Annotated in this window: 23 protein-coding genes and 1 riboswitch; of the genes, 18 read left to right on the plus strand and 5 right to left on the minus strand. The window is 66.4% G+C overall.

The window, feature by feature from the left end:
- The first annotated feature begins 33 nt into the window (after window positions 1–33).
- The 4 genes from hpnK (at window position 34) to U5782_RS37910 (ending at window position 3,791) form a co-directional block, all read left to right on the plus strand.
- The gene (gene hpnK, locus U5782_RS37895) at window positions 34–894 is read left to right on the plus strand and encodes a hopanoid biosynthesis-associated protein HpnK (RefSeq protein ID WP_322049049.1); all 861 of its coding nucleotides are present in this window, start codon (window positions 34–36) and stop codon (window positions 892–894) included.
- A complete protein-coding gene (locus tag U5782_RS37900) occupies window positions 888–1,982 on the plus strand; it encodes a lysylphosphatidylglycerol synthase domain-containing protein (protein ID WP_322049050.1) in 1,095 nt (364 codons plus the stop codon). Before hpnK ends, U5782_RS37900 begins: the two co-directional genes overlap by 7 nt.
- 121 nt (window positions 1,983–2,103) lie before the next feature.
- Window positions 2,104–2,685: a hypothetical protein gene (locus U5782_RS37905; RefSeq protein WP_322048988.1), complete on the plus strand. Its 582-nt coding sequence runs from the start codon at window positions 2,104–2,106 to the stop codon at window positions 2,683–2,685.
- A gap of 59 nt (window positions 2,686–2,744) precedes the next feature.
- Window positions 2,745–3,791 (plus strand): patatin-like phospholipase family protein, encoded by a 1,047-nt coding sequence (locus tag U5782_RS37910; protein ID WP_322049051.1) that lies wholly within the window; start codon window positions 2,745–2,747, stop codon window positions 3,789–3,791.
- Window positions 3,792–3,800: 9 nt separating this feature from the next.
- Here U5782_RS37910 and U5782_RS37915 read toward each other — a convergent pair whose 3' ends face one another.
- From U5782_RS37915 to U5782_RS37925, 3 genes are all read right to left on the minus strand, one after another.
- Window positions 3,801–4,139 carry a type II toxin-antitoxin system PemK/MazF family toxin gene (locus U5782_RS37915; RefSeq protein WP_322048989.1) on the minus strand — a complete coding sequence of 113 codons (339 nt, stop codon included), beginning with the start codon at window positions 4,137–4,139 and terminating at the stop codon, window positions 3,801–3,803.
- Between the two features lie 6 nt (window positions 4,140–4,145).
- Window positions 4,146–4,460, minus strand: coding sequence for an AbrB/MazE/SpoVT family DNA-binding domain-containing protein (locus U5782_RS37920; RefSeq protein ID WP_322048990.1), 315 nt, complete (start codon window positions 4,458–4,460; stop codon window positions 4,146–4,148).
- 116 nt (window positions 4,461–4,576) lie between these two features.
- Entirely contained in the window at window positions 4,577–5,191 is a 615-nt protein-coding gene (locus tag U5782_RS37925; RefSeq protein WP_322048991.1) for a histidine phosphatase family protein, read from the minus strand.
- 24 nt (window positions 5,192–5,215) lie between these two features.
- A riboswitch (cobalamin riboswitch) is annotated at window positions 5,216–5,390 on the plus strand.
- A gap of 50 nt (window positions 5,391–5,440) precedes the next feature.
- Between U5782_RS37925 and U5782_RS37930 the strand changes: the two genes are divergently transcribed.
- The 14 genes from U5782_RS37930 (at window position 5,441) to U5782_RS37995 (ending at window position 20,389) form a co-directional block, all read left to right on the plus strand.
- Window positions 5,441–5,662, plus strand: a complete 222-nt coding sequence (locus U5782_RS37930; RefSeq protein WP_322048992.1) for a CbtB domain-containing protein — start codon at window positions 5,441–5,443, stop codon at window positions 5,660–5,662.
- A gap of 12 nt (window positions 5,663–5,674) precedes the next feature.
- Window positions 5,675–6,418, plus strand: coding sequence for a CbtA family protein (locus U5782_RS37935; RefSeq protein ID WP_322048993.1), 744 nt, complete (start codon window positions 5,675–5,677; stop codon window positions 6,416–6,418).
- Window positions 6,419–6,766: 348 nt separating this feature from the next.
- The gene (locus U5782_RS37940) at window positions 6,767–7,456 is read left to right on the plus strand and encodes a histidine ABC transporter permease HisQ (protein WP_322048994.1); all 690 of its coding nucleotides are present in this window, start codon (window positions 6,767–6,769) and stop codon (window positions 7,454–7,456) included.
- Window positions 7,457–7,484: 28 nt separating this feature from the next.
- Window positions 7,485–8,198 carry an ABC transporter permease gene (locus U5782_RS37945; RefSeq protein WP_322048995.1) on the plus strand — a complete coding sequence of 238 codons (714 nt, stop codon included), beginning with the start codon at window positions 7,485–7,487 and terminating at the stop codon, window positions 8,196–8,198.
- A gap of 38 nt (window positions 8,199–8,236) precedes the next feature.
- Entirely contained in the window at window positions 8,237–9,031 is a 795-nt protein-coding gene (locus U5782_RS37950; protein ID WP_322048996.1) for an ABC transporter ATP-binding protein, read from the plus strand.
- Between the two features lie 165 nt (window positions 9,032–9,196).
- On the plus strand, window positions 9,197–10,177 hold the full coding sequence (locus U5782_RS37955) for a GlxA family transcriptional regulator (RefSeq protein ID WP_322049052.1): 981 nt from the start codon (window positions 9,197–9,199) through the stop codon (window positions 10,175–10,177).
- Window positions 10,178–10,366: 189 nt separating this feature from the next.
- Window positions 10,367–11,584 carry an aspartate aminotransferase family protein gene (locus tag U5782_RS37960; protein ID WP_322048997.1) on the plus strand — a complete coding sequence of 406 codons (1,218 nt, stop codon included), beginning with the start codon at window positions 10,367–10,369 and terminating at the stop codon, window positions 11,582–11,584.
- Between the two features lie 34 nt (window positions 11,585–11,618).
- Window positions 11,619–12,722: an arginine/ornithine succinyltransferase subunit alpha gene (gene aruF, locus U5782_RS37965; RefSeq protein WP_322048998.1), complete on the plus strand. Its 1,104-nt coding sequence runs from the start codon at window positions 11,619–11,621 to the stop codon at window positions 12,720–12,722.
- The gene (gene astA, locus U5782_RS37970) at window positions 12,719–13,753 is read left to right on the plus strand and encodes an arginine N-succinyltransferase (protein WP_322048999.1); all 1,035 of its coding nucleotides are present in this window, start codon (window positions 12,719–12,721) and stop codon (window positions 13,751–13,753) included. Before aruF ends, astA begins: the two co-directional genes overlap by 4 nt.
- A 45-nt stretch (window positions 13,754–13,798) precedes the next feature.
- Complete coding sequence (gene astD / locus U5782_RS37975) at window positions 13,799–15,262, plus strand: succinylglutamate-semialdehyde dehydrogenase (protein ID WP_322049000.1); 1,464 nt, start codon at window positions 13,799–13,801, stop codon at window positions 15,260–15,262.
- Window positions 15,263–15,271: 9 nt separating this feature from the next.
- On the plus strand, window positions 15,272–16,636 hold the full coding sequence (gene astB, locus U5782_RS37980; RefSeq protein WP_322049001.1) for an N-succinylarginine dihydrolase: 1,365 nt from the start codon (window positions 15,272–15,274) through the stop codon (window positions 16,634–16,636).
- Window positions 16,620–17,675 (plus strand): succinylglutamate desuccinylase, encoded by a 1,056-nt coding sequence (gene astE / locus U5782_RS37985; RefSeq protein ID WP_322049002.1) that lies wholly within the window; start codon window positions 16,620–16,622, stop codon window positions 17,673–17,675. The genes astB and astE overlap by 17 nt, the downstream gene beginning before the upstream one ends.
- A gap of 240 nt (window positions 17,676–17,915) precedes the next feature.
- Window positions 17,916–18,716 carry an ABC transporter substrate-binding protein gene (locus U5782_RS37990; protein ID WP_322049003.1) on the plus strand — a complete coding sequence of 267 codons (801 nt, stop codon included), beginning with the start codon at window positions 17,916–17,918 and terminating at the stop codon, window positions 18,714–18,716.
- A gap of 335 nt (window positions 18,717–19,051) precedes the next feature.
- On the plus strand, window positions 19,052–20,389 hold the full coding sequence (locus tag U5782_RS37995) for an EAL and HDOD domain-containing protein (RefSeq protein WP_415914488.1): 1,338 nt from the start codon (window positions 19,052–19,054) through the stop codon (window positions 20,387–20,389).
- Window positions 20,390–20,469: 80 nt separating this feature from the next.
- On the opposite strand, the gene U5782_RS38000 is transcribed toward U5782_RS37995, so the two are convergent.
- Together U5782_RS38000 and U5782_RS38005 are read right to left on the minus strand one after the other, a co-directional pair.
- Window positions 20,470–21,912: an HDOD domain-containing protein gene (locus tag U5782_RS38000; RefSeq protein WP_322049054.1), complete on the minus strand. Its 1,443-nt coding sequence runs from the start codon at window positions 21,910–21,912 to the stop codon at window positions 20,470–20,472.
- A gap of 48 nt (window positions 21,913–21,960) precedes the next feature.
- Complete coding sequence (locus U5782_RS38005) at window positions 21,961–23,967, minus strand: GGDEF domain-containing protein (RefSeq protein WP_322049004.1); 2,007 nt, start codon at window positions 23,965–23,967, stop codon at window positions 21,961–21,963.
- Between the last annotated feature and the right edge of the window lie 57 nt (window positions 23,968–24,024).

Consider the following 24,024-nt stretch of genomic DNA (forward strand, 5'->3'; position numbering starts at 1 on the left):
CAGCAGGTTGGGGGCGATCCCGCACGCGCGCTCATCTTCACGGCCGACGATTTTGGTCTGCATGAGCGCGTGAACGCGGCGGTCGAGCGCGCGCATCGCGATGGCGTGCTGAATGCGGCTAGCCTGATGGTGGCCGCGCCCGCGGCCGCCGATGCGGTGGCGCGTGCGCGTCGTCTGCCGTCGTTGCGCGTGGGCCTGCATCTCGTCCTCGCGGATGGCGCGGCGATGCTGCCGCGTACGCAGATTCCCGCGCTCGTCGATGCCGATGGCCGCTTCGGCGACAACATGGTGCGCGACGGCGTTCGCTTCTTCTTTCTGCCACACGTGCGCGCCCAGCTCGCAAGTGAGATCCGCGCGCAGTTCGAGGCGTTCGCGGCGACCGGGCTCGCGCTCGATCACGTCAACACGCACAAGCATTTCCATCTGCATCCCACGGTGCTCGCGCTGATTCTCTCGATTGGCCGCGAGTATGGCCTGCGTGCGATGCGTCTGCCGCTTGAGGCGGGCGCGCCGCTCGCGTTGCGGCCGTGGCTCGCGCTGGTGCGCGCGCGGCTTGCCCGCGCGGGTGTCGCGCACAACGACTACGTGGTGGGCATCGCAAAGACCGGCGCGATGGACGAGGCGGTGCTGCTCGATGCGCTCGCGAACCTGCCGCCGGGCGGCGTGGGCGAAATCTACTGCCATCCGGCCGAGGCGCCCGCGCCGGGCGAAGGTCCGATCACGGCGTCGATGCAGAGCTATCGCCATGCCGACGAACTGGGCGCGCTGATCTCGCCGCGCGTGCGTGAAGCGCTCAAGCGCAGCGGCGTGCGTCACGGCGGCTTCACCGACGTGTTTTTCGGGGCGAAGGCGCGCGGCGCCAGCAACGGGCAAGAGGTGCGGGCTTCATCATGAAGTGGCTTCAATGGCTGGGCCTGCCGGTCGGGATCGCGATCCTGATCGGCCTCGTGATTCATAGCGGCGCGCACGATGTGATGCGCGTGATTGGCACGGCGGGGCCGGTGCTGCTCTGGCTGGTTCCGTTCCACGCGCTGCCGCTTCTGCTCGACGCTTACGCCTGGCACCTGCTGCTCGACAAACGCGCGCCACTGAGCTTTCTCTGGTGGATCGCGACGGTGCGCGAGGCGATCAACCGACTGCTGCCGGCCGTGGGCGTGGGTGGCGAGATCGCCGGCGTGCGGCTCGCGCGCTGGAAGGTGCGGGGCAGTGACGAAGCGGGCGACGCGCGCGCCATGAGCGAGGTGACGGCCTCGGTGATCGTCGAGGTGTTCGTGACGATCGCCGTGCAGTACGCGTTCTCGGCGCTCGGCATCGTGCTGATCGTGGCGGCGACAGGGGCGAGCGGCTCCGGACGCACCATCGCGACGATTGCGCTTGCGCTGTTGCTTTCCGCACCGCTGCCCGTGCTGGCCGTGTTCCTGCTGCGGCGCGGCGGCGTGTTCCACGCCATCGAGCGCTGGGCCGCACGTCTTTTCGGCGCGGACAATCCCGTCATGCTCGGTATCGATGGACGTCAACTCGACGCCGATCTCGATCGCCTGATGTCGCGCACGGGGCTGATGTTCCGCGCGTTCTTCTGGCAACTCGGCGGCTATATGCTCGGGGCCTTCGAGACCTGGTGGGCGCTCTCGCTGCTCGGCCATCCGGTCACGGTGGGCGACGCGCTCGCTATCGAGGCCATCACGCAGGCCGTGCGGCACGCGGCTTTCATGGTGCCGGCGGGGCTGGGCGTGCAGGAAGTGGCGGTGGTGCTGCTCGCGCAACTCTTCGGCGTGAGCCAGGAGATCGCGTTTTCGCTCGCGCTCGTCAAGCGGATGCGCGAGGTCGTGTTCGGCGTGCTTGCGCTGCTGTCCTGGCAGGCCGCCGAGATCGTCCGCACGCGCCGCGCCCTGCGTGCGCCGGGTTCATCGAGTTCATCAAGCGCGTTAGGTGCGGCACGCCCCGCAGCGACGCGCACGGCGCGCCACAACCGGACCCTTTGAAGGTACATTGTGGGAAGTCGCTGGTAAGTAAGCGCACGCTGAGCGTCGAAATTCACGCGCGGCGGCGTGCGAGGTCATACCGACCTGACTTCCATCCGACGCGGTAGCCGAGCCCTCCACCATGCCGCCCATCCACCGTTGCACGCGGTCGCTGACCGTCGGCGTCGCCCTGCTGGCGATGCTGACGCTCTCCGGCTGCGACGATCAGCGGATCGTTTCGATGCTCGATAACCTGCAACAGGCCTTCAAGGCCTTCTTCGATTCGGTGAAGCCCGATGCCTTGCTGCTCAAGGGGCTGACGCCGGGCGTCTCCACGCTCGAACAGGTGCGCGCGCAGATGGGCAAGCCCGAAACCGAGCGCGTGTTCGACGACGGCTCGCGCCGCCTGGAATATCCGCGCGGCCCGCAGGGGCTCAAGACCTGGATGGTCGACATCGGCGCCAATGGGCGGCTCGTGGCGATCACGCAGGTGCTCACGGCGGAGAATTTCGCCAGGGTGCGCGTCGGCATGAGCCAGGACGAGGTGCGCCGCCTGCTCGGCAAACCCGGCCAGGTGGCGGCCTACAGGCTCAAGCAGGAGACGGTGTGGAGCTGGAAGTGGCTCGAAGGGGGCGTGACGCCCGAAGCGTATTTCAACGTGCATTTTGGCCCGGATGGGCGCGTTTCGACGACATCGCGCTCGGATGTGATTCGCGGGCGCTGAAGCGAGGATCGAAGCTTGCAGGACGGGATGGCGAACACTGGACGCAGGAGGTGCGCATGGTGATGCATCGGCGACGTCCCCCGCGCGTGGGGCTCGTGCTGGGCGGCGGGGCGGCGCGCGGCTGGGCGCATATCGGCGCGATCCGCGCGCTGGAGGAAGCGGGCATCAAGCCGGACGTGGTGTGCGGCACGTCGATCGGCGCGCTGGTGGGCGCGGTCTACGCGAACGGCGATCTCGACTGGCTCGAAGACTGGGTCGGCAAGCTCACATGGCAGACGGTGGTGCGTCTGCTCGATCTGCGCTTCTCGGGCGGCTTGCTCGGCGGGCGCAAGGTGATCGACCTGTTCGCGAGGCAGTTCAACGGACGTGCGATCGACGATCTCAAGATGCCGTTTACGGCCGTCGCCACCGAACTCGATACCGGCCGCGAAGTCTGGTTGCGCGAGGGCGGCGTGGTGGACGCGGTGCGCGCCTCGATTGCGATTCCCGGCATCTTCACGCCGATCTGGCATGACGGCGTCTGGCTCGTGGATGGTGGCCTGAGCAATCCGGTGCCGGTCTCGGCGGCGCGCGCGATGCGCGCGGACACCGTGATCGCCATCGACCTCAATCACGACATTCTCAACGGTCGCGATCTGGGCGGGGCGCTCGACACGGTGCCGCGCGAGTTGCCGGTCGAGTTGACGCGTGCCGCCGCATCGGCCGATGACAATGGTCTCGCGGCGGGTGATGAGGGCGGCAATGGAAGCAGCCATGAAGAGGCCACGGAGCCCGCGCCGCTGCTACGCCGCAACGGCAAGCGCTTCCCGCGCTGGCTTCAGCCGAACGGGCCGGGCGCGGCCGGTGGCCCGGACGTGCGGGTGGCGCCGCCGCCCAGCGCACGCGTGCCCTCGATGCTGAGTTCGATCGCGCAGAGCATCGACATCATGCAGGTGCGCATCACGCGCAGCCGTCTCGCGGGGGAACCCGCCGACGTCCTGATCCAGCCGCGCCTGGGCGGCATGGGGATCTTCGACTTCCATCGCGCGGGACCGGCTATCGCGGAAGGGCGTGCGGCGGTGCAGTACATGCTGCCGGCGATCCGCGCGCAGCTAGGTCTGGAGTAGGGGCCGACGTTATAGATTCAGGATGCCCGCGACGGCGAATCGCGCGGCGCTGAATTCGTCTTCGGTCGCGGCTTCGCCACGGAATCGCCAGACTCGCGCGGTCAGCGAGAGCGTCGTGATCTGATCGGCCATCGCGACGCAGGGCTTGGAGAGGCCGCTGATCGGGATCTCCGACTCCCAGCCGTGAACCGCGCTGGTGATCGGCAGGCCGATGAAGCGGTGGGTCAGTGCGTTGAATTCGGCATCCGTGAGCACGAGCGCGGGGCGATAGCCGTCCTGCTCATTGCCCGCGCTCGGCCCCACGTTGAGCCAGAGGATGTCGCCTGCGTCCGGTATTCCGTTATTCATGCGTTTTTACCATTGGTCAAAACGCGCCGGGTCGTCTGGGCCACCGATTTCCGAGCCCTTCGGTTCGCCGAAGTCGATCAGCGGATGCGGCTCAAGCGCTTGATCGAGCGACTGCTCGACTTGCTGATCGCGCAACTGCTGCAGATAGCGCTCACGCGAAAAGCGGCGAATGGCCGTGTGAGGGCGCACGGTGAGCGTGCCGTCCTCGACTTCCACCTCGACGTCCTGTCCTTCCGAAAGTGCCAGTTTGGCTGCGGCACTTGCGGGAATGCGCACCGCGAGACTGTTTCCCCAACGCTTCAAAGTTTGAACAGGCATCATCACCGACTCCTCGGGTTATTTCCCCTCAGCCAAAAGATGTATCAACGCGTTGATACGTGACCGATGCTAGGCTTGGGGCCAGGGCGTGTCAACGCGTCGATACGCGGAACACTGCTTCAGGTCAATGCCGCCATCCAGACCCAGCCTTGCGCCGTCCGCCTCAGCGCGGTGACCGAAAGCGGCGCGATTTCCAGTTGGCGGAACGTGGCCGAAGGCGCACCCAGCGCATGCAGCACGGCCGCGCGAATCACGCTGGCGTGCGTGAACGCGACGATCGCTTCGTCAATCTGTGGGAGAGCGTCGAGCCATGCCCCCACGCGAGCGCGCACATCGTCGAACGACTCGCCGCCACCGGGCGGGCGGAACGCCGGATCGCGCGTCCAGGCGGCCAGCGCGTCGGGTGTTCCGCGGGCGATGTCGATGAGGCGGCGCCCAGCCCATTCGCCGTAGGCTGTCTCGGCGAGCGCCGGGGCAACCACGGCTTCGAAACCCGCCGCCGTGGCGCTTGCCTGGGCGATCTCGGCAGGACTCGTCAGCACGCGCGCCGCGCCGCGCGCGCTGGCGAGGATCGGCGCGTGCCAGCGCGCACGCCACGCATCCATTGCCTCGACGGCACGCGCATCGAGCGATTCAACGGGTTCGTCCGCCCCAGAAATCCCAGCCGATAGCACCCCCGCCCGCAGCGCAGCGTTCGCCGCATGGCTGATCAGCCAGACCTTTGTCGCCATCATGTTTCCTTACTTATCGCTTCATCGAGTATTACATTCGGGCCGCGTGGCCCTGACGCAGCGCGTAGAATACAGGCTCCACGTCACGCGGAAGCCGGTGCAAACCCGGCGCGGTCGCGCCACTGTGACCGATTGTTTTCGCCAGTCCAGGCTGGCCCATGAAGCAACGGAAGTCAGACCCGCGTGACGTGCGCAATCGAGAAACACCTCATCAACGACCAAACGGGGCGCGTCACCCCAGGAGAAGTCATCATGTCCGAAGCCGTTCTGAACCCGGCGCACGTGCCGTCCGCCACGCCGGCGCCCATCCCGTTGCGCGAAATCTTGCCCTGGGCCATTTTTGCTGGCCTCATGCTGCTGCTCGCGCTCTATTTCGTCGGCGCGGAGCAAGGCGCGACCTCGCTCGTTCCGGGCATGTACGTCCACGAATTTGTCCACGACGGCCGCCATCTGCTCGGCTTCCCCTGCCACTGACCGGGAGCTGACATGGTAGGCAAGCTGTTGGTACGCGGCATGCTCGCAGGCATCGCCGCAGGACTCCTCACGTTCGCGTTCGCCAAGTTTGCTGGCGAACCGCAGGTCAATCAGGCCATCGCCTTCGAGGAAAAAGTCGATGCCGCCAAGGGCGAAGCGCCCGAGCCGGAACTCGTCAGCCGCGAGGTGCAGGCGAGCTACGGCCTGTTCACTGGCGTGATGGTCTACGGCGCGTCGATCGGCGGCCTCTTCGCGCTCGTCTACGCTTACGCACGCGGGCGCACCGGGACCTTGTCGGCACGCGCGCTGTCGGCGTGGATCGCGCTCGCGGCATTTGTCGCCATCGCGCTCGTGCCGAACATCAAATACCCGGCCAACCCGCCCTCGATCGGCGACCCCGAGACGATCGGCTACCGCACGGGCCTGTTCTTCCTGACGATCGCGATCTCGATCGCCGTCACGGTGTTCTCGCTGAAAGTGCGCGCCGCGCTGGCGGCGAAGTGGGGCGGCTGGAATGCGTCGATTGCGGCGCTCGTGCTGTTTGTCGTCGTGATTGGCGTGATCCAGGCCGCGCTGCCGACGATCAACGAAGTGCCGGGCGCGTTCCCGGCCGCGCTGCTGTGGAAATTCCGCACCGTCGCGATCGGCATGCAGGCGATTCTGTGGAGCGTGATCGGCCTCGCGTTCGGCGCGCTGGTCGAGCGCCTGGAGCGCGCGAACCTGCGTCGCGGCACGCTGGCCGCACGCGGCGCTTAAGGCGTGTCTCTGAGGGCGTTTCTGCGGGTATTCCCGCAGGAGCGCCTGCCGCGTCCGGGTTCGCGCGTCTATCGAAAAAGCGACCCAAAACTTGTCAAAACACCCCCACGCCCCGCTTGCCGGGGCGTTGTCTTTGCGCCTTTCAATTTCATCGCGGCCCTGACAGCGCGGGCGCAAAGCTCGGCCGGGCGTGCCTCACGCAGAATGGTGCGCCGCAACATGCCGGCAGTCGCGGTTTGAGCAATCTTTTTTGCGCTGAGACGATCCGCGCCAATCCCCCACACGCCACGCCTGAGTGGCGAGGCCTCGTAGCCGTGGGCGCCCGATAACGACTTTCCGGAGATGCGCGTGATCCTCTATGGCTTTGGCCCGGTGCTGCTGGCCGGCACGATCCAGACGATCGAACTTTCGCTGCTCTCGCTCGGCGTGGCCGTGCTGCTCGGCCTCATGGGGGCGGCTGCGAAACTCTCGTTCAACCGGCCGCTCGCGGCTGTCGCGACGGCCTACACCACGCTGATCCGCTCGGTGCCCGATCTCGTGCTGATGCTGCTGCTGTTCTACAGCATCCAGATTGGCGTGAACGAGGCCACCGACGCGCTCGGCATGGCGCAGATCGACATCGACCCGTTCGTCGCCGGCGTGCTCACGCTCGGCTTCATCTACGGTGCGTACTTCACGGAGACCTTTCGCGGCGCGTTTCTGTCCGTGCCGCGCGGCCAGCTCGAAGCAGGCTACGCCTATGGCATGAGCGGCGCGCGCGTGTTCGCCCGCATCCTGTTTCCGCAGATGATGCGCTTCGCGCTGCCCGGCATCGGCAATAACTGGCAGGTGCTCGTGAAGGCGACGGCGCTGGTCTCGATCATCGGTCTCGCCGATGTCGTGAAGGCCGCCCAGGACGCGGGCCGCAGCACCTTCAACCTGTTCTTTTTCCTCGTGATTGCCGCGGCGATCTATCTGGCCATCACGACCGTTTCGAACTTCGCGCTGATCTGGCTCGAACGCCGCTATTCGGCGGGCGTGCGCCACGCGCAACTCTGAGTGCACGTAGCCAAAGGAATCTCAAGCGATGAACGAAATTCTTCAGCAATTCGGCCGCGCGCTCCTCTACTGGGACGGTGAACATGTCTCGGGCCTCGCGATGACGCTCTGGCTGCTCGTGATCTCGGTGGCGTTCGGTTTCGTCTGCGCGGTGCCGCTGGCCGTAGCGCGTGTGTCGCGTCGCCGCTGGGTCTCGCTGCCGGTGCGTTTCTACACCTATGTGTTTCGCGGCACGCCGCTCTACGTGCAGTTGCTGCTGATCTATACGGGCGTGTACAGTCTCGCGTTCGTGCGCAGCGAGCCGCTGCTCGACGCGTTCTTCCGCAGCGGCCTCAATTGCGCGATTCTCGCGTTCGCGCTCAACACCTGCGCCTACACGACCGAGATCTTTGCGGGCGCGATCCGCGCGACCTCGCACGGCGAAGTGGAAGCGGCGCGCGCCTACGGCATGAGCCCGTTCACGATGTACTGGCGCATCATCCTGCCTTCGGCGCTGCGCCGTGCGCTGCCGCTGTACAGTAACGAAGTGATCCTGATGCTGCACGCCACCACGGTCGCCTTCACGGCGACGGTGCCCGACATTCTCAAGGTCGCGCGCGACGCCAATTCGGCCACGTATCGCTCGTTCGAATCGTTCGGCCTCGCGGCGCTGATCTACTGCGGCGTATCGTTCGTGCTGGTGGCTGCGTTCCGCCGCGCGGAGAAGCGCTGGCTCGGTTATCTCGCTGTGCGCACGCGCTAAAAAGTGCGTTTGAATCAGGCTTATTTTTGGAGACCACCTTGCCTCAGACGACGAATTCCGACGCGCAAAGCAAACTGATCGCGCGCGACATCCACAAGCGCTACGGCGACAACGAAGTGCTCAAGGGCGTTTCGCTCAATGCGAAAAAGGGCGACGTCATCAGCATCATCGGCGCGAGCGGCTCGGGCAAAAGCACCTTCCTGCGCTGCATCAATTTCCTCGAAAAGCCGAATGCGGGCGAGATCGTCGTCGATGGCGAAGCCGTGCGCACCAAGGCGGGCCGCAACGGCGACCTCGAGGTGGCCGATCACAAGCAGCTTCAGCGCATCCGCACCAAGCTCGCGATGGTGTTCCAGCACTTCAACCTCTGGTCGCACATGAACGTGCTGGAGAACGTGATGGAAGCGCCCGTGCACGTGCTGGGCGTGCCGCGCAAGGAAGCCGAGGAACGCGCGCGCGCGTATCTCGAGAAAGTGGGCCTCGCGCCGCGCGTGGAGAAGCAATATCCCTCGCATCTGTCGGGTGGCCAGCAGCAGCGCGTGGCGATTGCGCGCGCGCTCACCATGAACCCCGACGTGATGCTGTTCGACGAGCCCACTTCCGCGCTCGATCCGGAACTCGTGGGCGAAGTGCTCAAGGTGATGCAGAAGCTCGCCGAAGAAGGCCGCACCATGATCGTTGTCACGCACGAAATGGGCTTTGCGCGCAACGTCTCGAATCATGTGATGTTCCTGCACCAGGGCCGCACCGAGGAAGAGGGCGCACCCGCCGACGTGCTCGGCGCACCGAAGAGCGAGCGCTTGCGCCAGTTCCTTTCGGGCAGTCTGAAGTAAGCTGCCTGAATCAGAAAAGCGTTGTTTTTGCCGATGGTTCGTCCTGCCGTTTCCCCCACGTCTGCTGCGCCGCTCGCGCCCTCAGCGTCCTCAACCACGCCGGGTGCGCCTGCGCGCGCGGCGCGCACCACCCAGGTGGCGATCGTCGCGTTGCCGCCGGTGTCGATGTCGGGCGTCGGGCCGATTGTCGATGCGCTCAATCTCGCCAACGAGATCGACGGCCGCGCGCTTTACCGCTGGCAGATGGTCTCGTGGAACGGCCGGCCCGTGCCGCTCGCGGGCGGCGCGCAATGGCCCGCCGATGCCGCATTCGGCGACGGCCTCGCCTGCGACTGGCTGATCGTGGTGACCGAGCGCTATCAGCAATTCGCCGACTATCGCCTGTTTCTCGCGAGCCTCGCGCGCGTGGGGCAGCGCACGCCGCTCGTCACCGGCATCCATCACGGCATCTGGTGGCTCGCGATGGCGGGACAGTTGCAGGGCTACCGCGTGGCGGTGAACTGGGAGACGTACCAGCAGTTCGCCGAGCAGTTCGAGCGCACCATCGTCACCCAGCATATCTACGAGATCGACCGCGATCGCGCGACCTGCGCGGGCGGCCAGGCGACGCTCGATTTCATGCTGGCGATGATCGGCCGCGAGCACGGCCCCGAGCTTGTCGACCGGATCGCCGATGCGATGGGCGCAAGCACGCTGCGCAGCGGCGACGAGCGCCAGCGCATTCCCTTCGTGACCGCGCCGGGCGAGCGTCATCCGCGCCTGAACGACGCGCTCATGCTGATGGAAGCGAATATCGAAGACCCGCTCACGACCGATGAAATCGCCGGTCACGTGGGCGTGTCGCGCCGTCAGCTGGAGCGGCTGTTCCGCCAGTATCTGAACGCGATGCCGTCGAAATACTACCTGGGCCTGCGCCTTGCGAAAGCGCGTTCGCAGTTGCAGCGCACGAGCAAATCCGTGGTGCAGATCAGCCTGGCGTGCGGGTTTTCGTCGGCGGCGCATTTTTCCAATGCGTATCGCGAGCGCTTCGGCGTGACGCCGCGCGAGGATCGCCGCAACTGGATCGAGCGCCAGCACGGCGGCGCGGAAGGCGGCACATGGGAGCCGCGCGCGGGCGCGCTGGTGGAGCCGCCGGAGCGTAGCTGAGCCGCGGCATGCGCCAATTGCCGGCGCACGCCGCATAGAACGAAAAAACGCGTCGCTCATGCGCAAGACGTTTGCCGCGCGGTTGCCTACACTGCAAGCCATACGTAGTTCATCCGTACGCAAGCCCTGCACGCTGCGTACCGACGTGACCCACCATTCGAGCCTGAATCGAGCCAAAGAGGATTCGCCATGAACGACCAGACTGTGAGCCGCAAGACTTTCGACGAAGTGATGGTGCCGTGCTTCTCGCCCGCGCCGTTCGTCCCGGAGCGGGGCGAAGGCTCGCGCGTATGGGATACCGAAGGCCGCGATTACATCGACTTCGCCTGCGGCATCGCCGTGACGTCGCTCGGCCATGCGCATCCCGAACTGCTGAAGGTGCTGCACGACCAGGGCAGCAAGCTCTGGCACATCGGCAACGGCTACACCAATGAGCCGGTCCTGCGCCTCGCGAAGAAGCTCGAATCGCTGACCTTCGCCGACCGCGCCTTCTTCGCCAACTCGGGCGCGGAAGCCAACGAAGCCGCGCTCAAGCTCGCGCGCCGCGTCGCCTTCGACCGCCACGGCGAGCAGAAGGCCGAGATCGTTTCGTTCACGCAGTCGTTCCACGGCCGTACGTTCTTTACCGTGAGCGTGGGCGGCCAGCCGAAGTACTCCGAAGGTTTCGGCCCGATTCCGCAAGGCATCATCCATCTGCCGTACAACGATATCGAAGCCGCGAAGCGCGCGATCGGCCCGCAGACCTGCGCCGTGATCGTCGAGCCGGTGCAGGGCGAGGGCGGTGTGATTCCCGCCGATCCGGCCTTCCTGAAAGCGCTGCGCGAAGCCTGCGACGCGCATGGCGCGCTGCTGATTTTCGACGAAGTGCAAACCGGCGTGGGCCGCACCGGCACCTTCTACGCGTACGAGGACACTGGCGTCACGCCCGACATCCTGACCACGGCGAAGGCGCTCGGCAATGGCTTCCCGATCGGCGCGATGCTCACGACCGAGGCGATCGCCGCGCATTTCAAGGTGGGCGTGCACGGCACGACCTACGGTGGCAATCCGCTGGGCGCCGCGATCGCGCACAAGGTGGTCGAGCTGATCAGCGATCCGGCCGTACTCGCGGGCGTGCGCGCACGCGGCGAGGCGATCCGCGCGAAGCTCGCGGCGCTCAATGAACGTTTCGACGTGCTGCGCGAAGTGCGCGGTAAGGGTCTGCTGATCGGCGCCGAACTGAACGCACGCTATGCGGGCCGCGCAAAAGACTTCAACGCGGCGGCGGCCAACCGCGGCGTGATGATGCTGATCGCCGGTCCCGACGTGCTGCGTTTCGCACCGTCGCTGATCATGCCCGAAGCCGATCTGAACGAGGGCTTCGCGCGCCTCGAACAGGCCTTCGAAGACGTGGTCGGCGCACGCTAAGCGCCGCGCCTTTCAAACCGATCCAGGACCGACGATGCTATTCGTTCGCCCCGCAAGGCTCTCCGATCTCGATGCGATCGCCCACATGGCGCGCACCGCGCAGCCCGTGCTGCACTCGCTGCCGCACGACCGCGCGGCGCTGGAGGCGCGCATCGCGCTGTCCGAAGACTCGTTTCGCGCGGACGTCGATTTTCCGGGCGAGGAGTTCTATCTCTTCGTGCTCGAAGATTCGGCGACGGGCAGGCTCGTCGGCACCTCCAGCATCGTCGCGGCGGCCGGATATGCCGAGCCGTTCTACGCGTTTCGCAACGACGCGCTGATTCACGCCTCGCGCGAGCTGCACGTGAACCGCAAGATTCACGCGCTCACCATGTCGCACGAGTTGACCGGCAAGAGCCGCCTCGCGGGCTTCTATATCGACCCCGCGTTGCGCGGCGACGCGGCGGCGCACCTGATGTCGCGCGCCCGCATGATGTACGTGGCGATGAACCGCCGCCGTTTCACGCCCGAGGTGTTTTCGCTGCTGCTCGGCGTGACCGACGATGCGGGCGTCTCGCCGTTCTGGGAAGCGGTCGGGCGCAAGTTCTTCGGCCGCGATTTCAAGGACATCGAAATGGCGTCGGGCGGCAGAAGCCGCACCTTTATCGCCGAGGTGATGCCCGCGTATCCGATTTACGTGCCGCTCTTGCCCGAGGCCGCGCAGCGCGTGCTGGGCGAGCCGGACCCAAGCACCTTGCTCGCCTACGAAATCCATCTGGAAGAAGGTTTCGAGCCGGACCGCTACGTCGATATCTTCGACGCGGGCCCGGTGCTCACGGCGCAGGTCGATCGCACGGCGTCCGTCGCAGGCAACCAGACGCGCACCGTGCGCGAGAGCGCGAGTGCAGCCGATGGCGCGGCATGGCTCGTTGCCAGCCAGCAGGGCGGCGAGTTCCGCTGCGCGATGGCGACGTTGCCAGTAGCACCGGCAAGCGCGGCCCATCGTGGCGCGCATGCCGTGCAGGGCGACGCGCCGCTCGACGCGGCCACGCGCGCCGCGCTCAACGTGCAGGATGGCGAAACGGTGCGCTGCGCGCCGCTCTATCGTCAGGATGAAGACGCACAGGACAACGAGGACACGATGGGAGAGACGCAATGATCGTAGTACGCGTCGTGCAGACGGGCGATGTGGACGCGCTCGTCGCGCTTGCCCAGGAAACCGGCCCCGGCCTCACCACCTTCAAGCCCGACCGCGACGCGCTCGCGGCGCGCATCGAGCGCACGCGCCGCACGCTGGCGGGCGAGGCGCCGGCGTCCGAAGCGGGTTATTTTTTTGTGATGGAAGACACCGCGACCGGCGACGTCGCGGGGGTGTGCGGGATCGAGACGGCGGTGGGCCTCACACAGCCGTTCTACAACTACCGCGTGAGCACGGTCGTGCACGCGAGCCAGGATCTGGGTATCTGGACGCGCATGCGCGCACTCAATATCTCGCACGATCTCACGGGCTATGCGGAAGTGTGCTCGCTGTTCCTCTCGCCGCGTTATCGCACGGGCGGCATGGGCGGCTTGCTCTCGCGCTCGCGCTTCATGTTTATCGCGCAGTTCCGCGAACGCTTTCCTGAACGCATCTGCGCCGAGTTGCGCGGGCATTTCGACGATGAAGGCACGTCGCCGTTCTGGCGAGCAGTCGGTTCGCACTTCTATCAGATCGACTTCAACGCCGCCGATTATCTGAGCGCGCACGGCCGCAAGTCGTTTCTCGCGGAGCTGATGCCGCGCTATCCCGTCTACGTCGAGCTGCTGCCCGACGAGGCGCAGGCCTGCGTCGGCCTCACGCATGCCGACACGGTGCCCGCGCGCCGCATGCTCGAAGGCGAGGGGCTGCGCTACGAGAATCACGTCGATATCTTCGACGCGGGCCCGGTGCTCGAATGCCATATCGCCGACCTGCGCACGGTGCGCGAGAGCGTGCTGGTGCCGGTGCGGATCGGTGCGCAGGCCGAGGCGGGCGAGGTGCGCTCGCTCGTCTCCAATACGTCGCTCACCGATTTCCGCGTGGGCTTCGCACCCGGCGTCGTGGAGGACGGTGCGTTCACGCTGAGCGCGCAGGAAGCGGCGGCGCTGAACGTCAAGGAAGGCGAACCGGTGCGCGTGCTCGGCGCGGCGCATGCAAGAAAGCCCGCCTGAAGTGGCCTGAAGGGCACAGGGCATAAGCAGAAAACAAGGATGACCATGAACGAGCTTTTCATCGATGGGCAATGGTGCGCGGCTAACGGTCCCGCATTTGCTTCGCGCAATCCCGGCACGAACGAGACCGTATGGAGCGGCAACGCCGCGAGCGCCGAGGATGTCGACCGCGCCGTGAGCGCCGCGCGTCGCGCGTTTCCCACGTGGGCGCAGACGCCGTTCGAGACGCGCTGCGAAATCGTCAAGCGCTTCGCGGCGCTCGTGAACGAACGCAAGGAAGATCTCGCGCGCGCGATTGGCCGCGAAACCGGCAAGCCGCTCTGGGAAGCACGCACGGAAGCGGCGTCGATGGCCGCCAAGGTCGCGATCTCGATCACGGCCTATGGCGAGCGCACCGGCGAAAAGCGCAGCGACATGGCCGACGGCGTGGCCGTGCTGCGCCATCGCCCGCACGGCGTGGTGGCGGTGTTCGGTCCGTATAACTTCCCGGGTCATCTGCCCAACGGCCATATCGTGCCCGCGCTGATCGCCGGCAATGCCGTCGTGTTCAAGCCGTCCGAGCTCGCGCCTGACGTTGCGCGCGCAACGGTCGAGATCTGGAAGGAAGCGGGCCTGCCTGCGGGCGTGCTCAATCTCGTGCAAGGCGAGCGCGACACCGGCATCGCGCTGGCGAACCATCGGCAGATCGATGGCCTGTTCTTCACGGGCAGCTCGGACACGGGCACGCTGCTGCATCGTCAGTTTGGCGGCCGTCCCGAAATCGTGCTCGCGCTGGAGATGGGCGGCAATAACCCGCTCGTCGTGGCCCCGGTCGAGGATATCGACGCCGCCGTGCATCACGCGATCCAGTCGGCGTTCCTGTCGGCGGGGCAGCGTTGCACCTGCGCGCGCCGCATTCTGGTGCCCTCGGGCGAGTTCGGCGATCGCTTTATCGAGCGTTTCGTCGAGGTCTCGTCGCGTATCGCCGTGGGCGAATACAACGCCGAGCCGCAGCCCTTCATGGGCGCGGTGATTTCGGCGCGCGCGGCGGCCAAGCTGATCGACGCGCAGACGCTGCTGCTCTCGCGCGGCGCAAAGGCGCTGTTGCCGATGCAGCAGCGCGACCCCGCGCTCGGCTTCGTCACGCCCGGCATTCTCGACGTGACGGGCGTGGCCGACCTGCCCGACGAAGAGCACTTCGGCCCGCTCGCGCAGATCATCCGCTACGCCGGTTTCGACGACGCCATCGCCCAGGCCAACAACACGGCCTACGGCCTCTCCGCCGGCCTGCTCGCCGACGATGCCGCGCTCTGGCAGCGCTTCTCGCGCGAGATCCGCGCGGGCATCGTCAACTGGAACCGGCCGACCAACGGCGCGTCGAGCGGCGCGCCCTTTGGCGGGCCGGGTCGCTCGGGCAATCATCGCCCGAGCGCCTTCTACGCCGCCGACTACTGCGCGTGGCCGATGGCCTCGGTGGAAAGCGCACAACTGCTGATGCCCGCGAGCGTTTCGCCGGGCCTTCAATTCTGAGGATCGACGATGAGTAACTCCGCCAAGCTGGCCGCCACGGCGCTCGAAGCGAATTTCGACGGACTCGTCGGCCCCACGCATAACTACGCCGGATTGTCGTTCGGCAACGTCGCCTCGCAGAACAACGAGAAGTCGGTCGCCAATCCGCGCGCCGCTGCCCAGCAAGGGCTGCGCAAGATGAAGCGGCTGGCCGATCTGGGCTTCGCGCAGGGCGTGCTGCCGCCGCAGGAGCGGCCTTCGATTCGCTTGCTGCGCGAACTCGGCTTCACGGGCAAGGATGCCGACGCCATCGCGCGCGCCGCGAAGGACGCGCCCGAACTGCTCGCGGCGGCCAGCTCCGCCTCGGCGATGTGGACCGCCAACGCGGCCACGGTCAGCCCGTCGGCCGACACGCCCGAGCGGCGCGTGCATTTCACGCCCGCGAACTTGTGCAGCAAGCTGCATCGCGCGATCGAGCACGAGTACACGCGCCGCACGCTTGGCTCGATCTTCGCGGACCCGTCGCATTTCGTGGTGCATGACGCGCTGCCGGGCACGCCCGCGCTCGGCGACGAAGGCGCGGCCAATCACACGCGCTTTTGCGCGGAGTACGGCGCGCGCGGCGTGGAATTCTTCGTCTATGGCCGCAGCGAATACCGTCGTGGGCCGGAGCCCAAGCGCTTCCCGGCGCGGCAGACGTTCGAGGCGAGCCGCGCGGTGGCGCAGCGTCACGGCCTCACGGACGCCGACACGGTGTTCGCGCAACAAAGCCCCGAGGTGATCGACGCGGGCGTGTTCCATAACGACGTGATCGCCGTCGGCAATCGCAGCACGCTGTTCTGCCATGAACGCGCGTTCGTCGATCAACAGAACGTCTATGGCGAACTGCGCCGCAAGCTGGATGCGCACGGCGCGCCGTTCAACGTGATCGAGGTGCCCGACGCCCAGGTGAGCGTGTCCGATGCCGTCACCTCGTATCTCTTCAACAGCCAGTTGCTCAGCCGCGCGGATGGCCGTCAGGTGCTCGTCGTGCCGCAGGAATGCCGCGAGAATCCGCACGTGGCGATGTATCTCGACGACCTCACCGCGAAGAGCGGCCCCATCGACGAGGTGCTGGTGTTCGATCTGCGCGAGAGCATGAAGAACGGTGGCGGCCCCGCGTGCCTGCGCCTGCGCGTGGTGCTCGACGAAGCCGAGCGCGCCGCGGTCGCGCCGGGCGTGTGGATGAACGATACGCTGTTCGCGCGCCTCGACGCGTGGATCGAAAAGCACTATCGCGACCGTCTCGCGCCGCAGGATCTGACCGATCCGGCGCTGCTGGTGGAGTCGCGCACGGCGCTCGACGATCTCACGCAGATTCTGGGCCTCGGATCGCTCTATGACTTCCAGCGCTGAAGTCGTGCTGGGCGATTTTCTCGGCGCGACGCTCGCGGGTGTCGGGCCCGCGAACGAGGCAGAGACGGGCGGCGCGTGCGCGGATGGCGCGGTGCGCTGGCAGTGGCTCGACGAAGGCGTGCTGCTGCTGGAGCCTGCGCTTGCGGACGAGTCGACGCGCAGTGTGTTGCTCTCGGCAGGCGTGCACGGCGACGAAACCGCGCCCATCGAACTGCTTTCGCAGATCGTCGCCGATCTCGCGGCCGGGCGGCTCGCACTGGCCTGCCGCGTGCTCGTGGTGCTCGGCAACGTGGCCGCGATGCGTGCCGCCACGCGCTATCAGGACGACGACCTCAATCGCCTGTTTGGCGGGCGTCATGCGCGCGTGCCGCAAAGCCGCGAAGCGCCGCGCGCCGTTGCGCTGGAAGCGGCGGCGCAGCGCTTTTTCGCCGATGCCTCCACCGCGACCGGTGGGCGCTGGCATCTCGACATGCATACGGCGATTCGCGCTTCGGCGTTCGAGCAGTTCGCTCTGCTGCCTTATACGGGTAACGCGCTGGACAACGCACCTTCGCGCGCGATGTTCGACTGGCTCGCCGATGCGCGCATCGCCGCCGTCCTGATCCACACGGAACAGGGCGCGACGTATTCGTCGTTCACGGCCGATCACTGCGGCGCCATCGCCTGCACGCTGGAACTGGGCAAGGTGCGGCCGTTCGGTGAAAACGATCTCGCGCGTTTCGCAGCCGCTGATGCAGCCGTGCGCCGGCTGGTTGCGGGTGCAACGAAAGCGGCGGACGCGCCGCTGCCGCGAGTGTTCACCGTGATCGGCCAGATCACGAAGCAGAGCGACGCATTCGCGCTGCACGTGGCCGCCGATGTGCCGAACTTCACGCCGTTCGCGCGCGGCACGGTGCTCGCCGAGGACGGCGCGTATCGCTATGTCGTCGAGCACGAAGAGGAACGCATCGTGTTCCCGAACCCCACCGTGAAGCCGGGTCTGCGCGCGGGGCTGCTGGTGGTCGAGACCACCGACGCCACGCTTGCCGCCCTGGTTTGAGCTTGTGGCGCGGCGCAACGTCCAGCGCCGCGCTTGCGCATCCACGACACCCAATTGCATCTTCGCGCGCGGCCCGTTTGGCGGGCGCTCGTGCAAGGCGCGGTACAATCGCGCCCCTGCGGTTGCTGCGGCGCATCACAGAGGGTGCGATCGTTTGAGCCGCATTTTTGGCGCAGCGATCCTGTGCCGCGCCCCGCATATCGACGGAGCGCACCGTATTTCGACTGGAAAGAGACACTGATGAACATGAACTGGAACAAGCTGGCCACTTTCGCGCTCTGCACGGCTGTCACCTTCGGCGCGGGCGTCACCCTGGCGCAGGCTGCCGATATCAAGGAAATCCGCTTCGGCGTCGAGGCGTCGTATGCGCCGTTCGAATCGAAATCGCCGAGCGGCGAGCTGCAAGGCTTCGATATCGACGTCGGCAACGCGGTCTGCGCGAAGCTCAAGGCGAAGTGCGTGTGGGTGGAAAACTCGTTCGACGGCCTGATCCCGGCGCTGCAGGCGCGCAAGTTCAACGCCATCAACTCGGACATGACCATCACGGATCAACGCCGCCAGGCGATTGACTTCACCGATCCGATCTACGCGATCCCCAACCAGATGATCGCGAAGAAGGGCAGCCCGCTGCTGCCGACGCCGGAATCGCTCAAGGGCAAGCACGTGGGCGTGCTCCAGGGCACGATCCAGGAAACCTACGCGAAGGCCAAGTGGGCGCCGGTGGGCGTCGACGTCGTGCCTTACCAGACCCAGGACCAGATCTATGCCGATCTCGTCTCCGGTCGTCTGGACGCGGCGTTCCAGGACGCCGAGGCCGCTTCGAAGGGCTTCCTGAACAAGCCGCAAGGCGCGGGCTTCGCCTTCGCGGGCCCGCAGGTCGTCGACGCGAAGCTGCTCGGCGAAGGCGTGGGCTACGGCGTGCGCAAGAACGATGCGGCGCTCAAGGCCGCCCTGAACGGCGCGCTCAAGGACCTGAAGGCGGACGGCACGATCGACAAGATCGCCGCGAAGTACTTCGACGTGAAGGTCGTGCTGAAGTAAGCACGCGCCGCTGAAGTACCGCCCGATACCGGCCAGCACAGTCTGGCCGGTATTTTTTGCTGATTAATTAGTTCGGAATGCAAATAAATGGCGTGATTTTGACCGTCGAAAAACGGCCACGGTGTACCTATAATTTCGTGGAATTGAGTGTCCACTTCATAGGCCGGACGTATCCGCCAGGATAGAATCGGACAGGAGAGAGAGGCCGCCGCAGCAGCGTTTTAACGTGAGCGAGAGGTTCGACGCAGGCGCAAACGGCGAGCAAGAACGAGTCGAACGAGAGAACATCAAACGACCTTGGCGCCGCTTCAGGCACGGCGCCTTGCGGGGGACCCATGAGTTTCAGTGCCGCAGACCGGCAGCGCATGTCGGGTGTCGAAGGCGATCAGCCAACCAGTGGCCAACCGGCCGATCCCTACCACGTTTATTTCACGCGCCAGCCCATGCTGGATCGCGACGGCATGCTGTGCGCGTATGAAACGCTGCCGCGCATCGTGGTCAATCCAGTCGAAGGGGAGCCTGATCCGCATGCGAGCGCTGGCGCCGCGCTCCTGAAGGCCTTCAATGCACCGGCCTTGCGAGGCTCGCTGAGCGGTCATCCTGCCTGGCTCGATATCACGCGCGAGGCGTTGTTCGACGACGCGCTGCTGCGCCTCGCCCCCGATGGCGTGATCTTCGAATTGCCGGTCGGTATCGGCGTCGATGCGGAGCTGATCGCGCGCCTTGTCGTGCTGCACGGCAAACGTTATCGCTTCGCGCTCGACAACGTGACGAAGGCCGACGAATCGTTCGCCAGGCTGCTGCCCTATGTCGATGCGGTCAAGATCGACACGCGCGACATCGCACCCGCACTGCTGCCGAAATTCGCGAGCGTGCTCAAGTCGGCGGGCAAGATCCTCGTCGCGCTCGATGTGGAGACGCCGGCCGAGCACGACCGCGCCCATGCGCTTGGCTTCGATCGCTTCCAGGGCTATTACTTCGCCAAACCGCAGGGCGGGGCGCGCAAGGCGAGCGCGCCGCGTCACGCGCTGCTGAACCTGCTGCAACTGCTCGCGGCCGAGCCCACGGTGATGCAGCTCGAAGCGGAACTCAAGCTCAATCCCGTGCTCGTGATGCATCTGATGCGGCTCGCCAATTCGAGTAGTTATGCGATTGGCCGCAGGGTGACGACGCTGCGCGAGGCGATCAACGCCACGGGCACCAATCGCATCACGCGCTGGACGCAACTGCTGCTCTATGCCGATGGCCGCAAGATCTCGCTCGAAGACGATCCGCTGCTGCAACTGGCCGCGGCGCGCGCCCGCTTCATGGAGCTGGCCACGGCGATCGTGCCGGAGGCCGGGCCGAGCGAAGAGGACGCGGCGTTCCTGGTGGGCGTGTTTTCGTTCGTCGACGCGGTGTTTGGCGGGCCGCTCGACGGCGCGCTCGAAGTGCTGCGCCTGAGCAAGCCGATTCGCGCAGCCATCTCGCGCCGCGAGGGCGTGCTGGGGCGTCTGCTCGACGTGAGCGAAGCGCTCGAGCGTGGCGACTGGGCAGCCGTCGATATGGCCTGCACGATGCTTGCGCCGCTCGACGCGAGCGCGGTGGCCGCGCTCGGGCTCGCAGCCGCGGAGTGGGCCGGCATGGCCGACCGCAACGCCGAAGCGCAAGGGCTGGAGCGTATCGAGGATTGAGGCGGGGGCACCCGAAGAAGGAGCGGGGAGTGGCCTTGCAGCCGGCTCCCGTTCTCCGGGTGTGAGGCGCCGAGCGGGGGTTATGCCTTGACGGTGCTCGCCGCGAAGAACCGCGAAAGCTCGTGCGCCAGCTCGTTCAACGCGCTCATTTCCTTCTGCGAGATGCGGCGCGGTTCCTGGCTCATCAGCCAGTCGCCATAGAGCAGGGCCACGGGCGCGTCGCCCTGGACCGCCACGGGCAGCAGCACGAAGGCGCGCGTGTCGTCGAAGCGCGCGCGATACCAGCCCGGCAGACGCGCGAGCATCTTCGGGTCGCGTGCATTCTCGATGAAGATGCCCACCGAGTTCGCGATCGCCAGATGGAACACGTCGGGCTGGAATGCCGCGCTGAACGAGAGCTTCTCCAGGCTGTCTTCCATTTGCGGGCCAAAGCCGTGCTGCGCTTCGAAGACGTTGGCGCCGCGCCGCACGAACACCACCGTGCGCGCAAAGCCGAGACCTGCCAGCACGGTTTCGGTGGCGAGCGTGAGCGCCGTAGCGAGCGGACTGTTCGGCGGCAGCGAGCGTAAATCTTCCACGCCGGCCGCAATGCGCGCTTCGGGGTCGAGCGCTTCGCGGGCAATCGCATCGGCGTTCGCCCGCAGCTCGACGATCTCGCGCATCACGCCGTCGTCGGCCTCTTCGCGGGCGAGCGCGAGGCTCATCTGCACCAGCGTTTCGGGATCGGTCGACAGCGCGCGGCCGTAGAAGTGAGCGAGCTCGGAGATGTGCTCTTCGCGCATCTCTTCGGTGAGGCCGGGCGTGGTGAGCACGCGCGCGACTTCGGTCGAATAGTTGGTGATGGCGCGCAGCCACTGCACCTGGCGCGACTCGGTGCCGGCCGGGTCGTATTCGCCCATGCCTTCGCGAATCGCTTCGGGCAGGCGCCAGCGCGCGGCCGCGTCCTGGCCGATCTCGGCGAAGGTCACGCCGAGCACGTCGATACAGGCGTCGTCTTCGCTCACGCCTTCGTCGCATTCGCGGCGGATCTGGTCCCACTCGGGTTCGAGATAGAACACCACGAGCAGCTTGCCCACCTGACGCATGAGCGTGCAGACCACGGCCTCTTCGCCGGCGCGCAGGTCGCCGCGTTCGGTGAGCTTGCGGGCCACGCAGCCCGACAGCATGGTGCGGTTGAGTTCGAGCTTGGCGTCGATGCGGCGCGGCGCGCTGTGATGGAAGTGATCGACGATCTTCAGGCCCACCACGAGGTGGCCGACCGCATCCATGCCGAGCACCATCAACGCGCGCGTGACGGTCGTGATATTGCCGCCGAAGGCCATGTACATCGCCGAGTTGGCGAGACGCAGCACCTTCTGCGTGAGCGCGAAGTCCGAGAGCACCACCTTCACGAGCGCACTGAAGTCGTAGTCGTCGTTCGTCATGGCGGCGACCGTCGTGCGCAGCGATTGCGACAGCATGGGGAAGTCCCCGCGCTCGTTCATGCGAGCCCAGAGCCGGTCGAGCAGGACAGCCTTTACCATCTGAACCATGTCAATTTCGCTAATGCCCTGCGTGTATCGGTGTCGGCATCAGTGCACGCGGTGAACGTGCAGGGTGCGCGACTCGAAACGCTGCGAGAGTTCCTCGGACGGCAACGCCTTGCAGACGAGCCAGCCCTGGATATGGTCGCAGCCCATCTTCGTGAGCAATTCGCGCTGCGCTTCGGTCTCGACCCCTTCGGCGACGAGTTCCAGTTCGAGCGTGCGCGCGAGGCCCACTACCGCGTTGACGATCGCCTGATCGTTACGCGAAGTGAGCAGATTCTCGACGAAGCTGCGGTCGATCTTCAGTTTCGAAAGCGGGAAGCGCTGCAGGTACGCAAGACTCGAATACCCCGTGCCGAAGTCGTCGATAGCAAAGCGTATGCCCAGCGCCGTGAGCTCCTCGAGCAGCTTGACTGCGTGCTGCGGGTCTTGCATCAGCAGGCTTTCGGTAATTTCGAAGACAAGCCGACGCGGATCGAGCCCGGTGAGCTGGATCGCCTCCTCTACGCTGTCCTTGAAACGCGGATTGCGGAACTGCTGCGGCGAGACGTTGACGGCGATGTACTGCAAGGCGATGCCTTGCTCGTCCCATTGCGTCAATTGCATGCAGGCCGCTTTCAAAACCCAGTTGCCGAGATAATTAATCAGGCCGACGGATTCCGCAAGCGGAATAAACGTCGAGGGCGGCACGAGTCCGTGCAAGGGATGTTGCCAGCGGATCAACGCTTCGACGCCAACCACACCGCGCGTGAGGCTGCTGGTGATCGGCTGGAAGTGCAGGGAGAACTCGCCGTTGCGCACGCCGTCGTAGAGATCGGACTCGAGCTTCAGGCGCAGTGCATCGGTCGGATCGTTGTCGGGTACGTGCAGCATCAACGTGTTGCCGCCCGCGGCCTTGGCCTGCTGCAGCGCCTGGTCGGCGCGGCGGATCAGCGGCGTGGTGTCGGCCTGCATGTCGGCTTGCACGTCGTCCTGTGCGTCGGCTTGCGCGCTGTCGTGCGCGCCCGTCTGCGCATCGGTATGAGCGGCGCCCATGTGAGCCCGCTGGTCCGGATGAAACGCGATGCCGATGCTCGCCGACAGATGCACGGGCTGATCGCGGAACGTATAGGGTTGCAGGATCGACGTGAGCAGACGGCGCGCGAGCGCTTCGGCGGCCACGCGCACGTTGCCCGGTTCACCGCGCAATTGTGGCGTGATGAGGATCGCGAATTCGTCGCTGCCGATGCGTGCGATCAGCTCGCCTTGCAGCGCGAGGTGCGTGAGCCGTCGTGCGGTCTCGCGCAGCAACTCGTCGCCAGCGTCATAGCCGAGCGCGCGGTTCACACGTTGGTAGTCGTCCAGATCGAGCAGCAGCAGCGCGACGGGTACGCCATGCGCGTCGGCTTCGGCCTGGGCGCGTTCGAGCGCCGGGCCGAGCGCGGCCTGATTGGGCAGGCCGGTCAACGGATCGTGATGCAGCGCGTGCGTGAGGCGCGCCTGTGCGCCTTGCCAGGCCGAGACGTCGAAGGCCGCGATGGAGAAGCCATCCATGCCGGCGTAGGCGGCGCGCTGCACGCGCAACTCCACCGCCATCGGATAGGTGAGGGCCTTGATCAGGTCGACGGTTTCTTTTTCGATGCCGCCGCTTTCCAGCGCGCGCTCGAAGAGAGCGTCGAGGCGCGCGAGATGTTCGGGCGCAACGAGGTCGTGCAGCGTCGCGCCGAGCAGGAACTCGCGGTGATAGCCGGCAAAGCGCAGGCTCGCGTCGGAGACGTAGAGAAAGCGCAGGTTGCGGTCCACATGCACGAGGAAGTCGACTGCTGCGGCCGTCTGTTCGAACGATCGGGACGTGGCGTCGGCGTGCTTGACCGGCAGGTTCGGCGCGGGCGTGTCGGTGTCGGACGTAGCGGCCAGGTCGGCGGCGGTGGGCACGAGCGGCGCGCCGAGCGTCGTTGCGAGCGAATCGCCGGGTGCGCCGGGTGCACCGTGGCGGCCGGCGCGCGCGCGCAGCCGGTCCATGACCGTGCGTAACCAGCCCGGTCGGGGCGCATTGATCCTGTTCGCTTCCATGTGTGTCGCTGGCAACCTGTGTACTAGTCGGCGTGTATGCGTCGAGTCCGTCGTGCG

Source organism: Paraburkholderia sp. J67 (assembly GCF_905220265.1).
Lineage (GTDB): Bacteria > Pseudomonadota > Gammaproteobacteria > Burkholderiales > Burkholderiaceae > Paraburkholderia.

Coding starts and splice junctions, on each gene's coding strand:
- U5782_RS37945 (WP_322048995.1), top strand. CDS start 7,485: ATGAACGAAATTCTTCAGCAATTCGGCCGCGCGCTCCTCTACTGGGAC.
- U5782_RS38000 (WP_322049054.1), bottom strand. CDS start 21,912: ATGGTAAAGGCTGTCCTGCTCGACCGGCTCTGGGCTCGCATGAACGAG.
- U5782_RS37915 (WP_322048989.1), bottom strand. CDS start 4,139: ATGAATAACGGAATACCGGACGCAGGCGACATCCTCTGGCTCAACGTG.
- astB (WP_322049001.1), top strand. CDS start 15,272: ATGAGTAACTCCGCCAAGCTGGCCGCCACGGCGCTCGAAGCGAATTTC.
- U5782_RS37960 (WP_322048997.1), top strand. CDS start 10,367: ATGAACGACCAGACTGTGAGCCGCAAGACTTTCGACGAAGTGATGGTG.
- astE (WP_322049002.1), top strand. CDS start 16,620: ATGACTTCCAGCGCTGAAGTCGTGCTGGGCGATTTTCTCGGCGCGACG.
- U5782_RS37905 (WP_322048988.1), top strand. CDS start 2,104: ATGCCGCCCATCCACCGTTGCACGCGGTCGCTGACCGTCGGCGTCGCC.
- U5782_RS37925 (WP_322048991.1), bottom strand. CDS start 5,191: ATGATGGCGACAAAGGTCTGGCTGATCAGCCATGCGGCGAACGCTGCG.
- astD (WP_322049000.1), top strand. CDS start 13,799: ATGAACGAGCTTTTCATCGATGGGCAATGGTGCGCGGCTAACGGTCCC.
- U5782_RS38005 (WP_322049004.1), bottom strand. CDS start 23,967: ATGGAAGCGAACAGGATCAATGCGCCCCGACCGGGCTGGTTACGCACG.
- U5782_RS37935 (WP_322048993.1), top strand. CDS start 5,675: ATGGTAGGCAAGCTGTTGGTACGCGGCATGCTCGCAGGCATCGCCGCA.
- U5782_RS37990 (WP_322049003.1), top strand. CDS start 17,916: ATGAACATGAACTGGAACAAGCTGGCCACTTTCGCGCTCTGCACGGCT.
- astA (WP_322048999.1), top strand. CDS start 12,719: ATGATCGTAGTACGCGTCGTGCAGACGGGCGATGTGGACGCGCTCGTC.
- aruF (WP_322048998.1), top strand. CDS start 11,619: ATGCTATTCGTTCGCCCCGCAAGGCTCTCCGATCTCGATGCGATCGCC.
- U5782_RS37920 (WP_322048990.1), bottom strand. CDS start 4,460: ATGATGCCTGTTCAAACTTTGAAGCGTTGGGGAAACAGTCTCGCGGTG.
- U5782_RS37930 (WP_322048992.1), top strand. CDS start 5,441: ATGTCCGAAGCCGTTCTGAACCCGGCGCACGTGCCGTCCGCCACGCCG.
- U5782_RS37955 (WP_322049052.1), top strand. CDS start 9,197: ATGTCGGGCGTCGGGCCGATTGTCGATGCGCTCAATCTCGCCAACGAG.
- U5782_RS37995 (WP_415914488.1), top strand. CDS start 19,052: ATGAGTTTCAGTGCCGCAGACCGGCAGCGCATGTCGGGTGTCGAAGGC.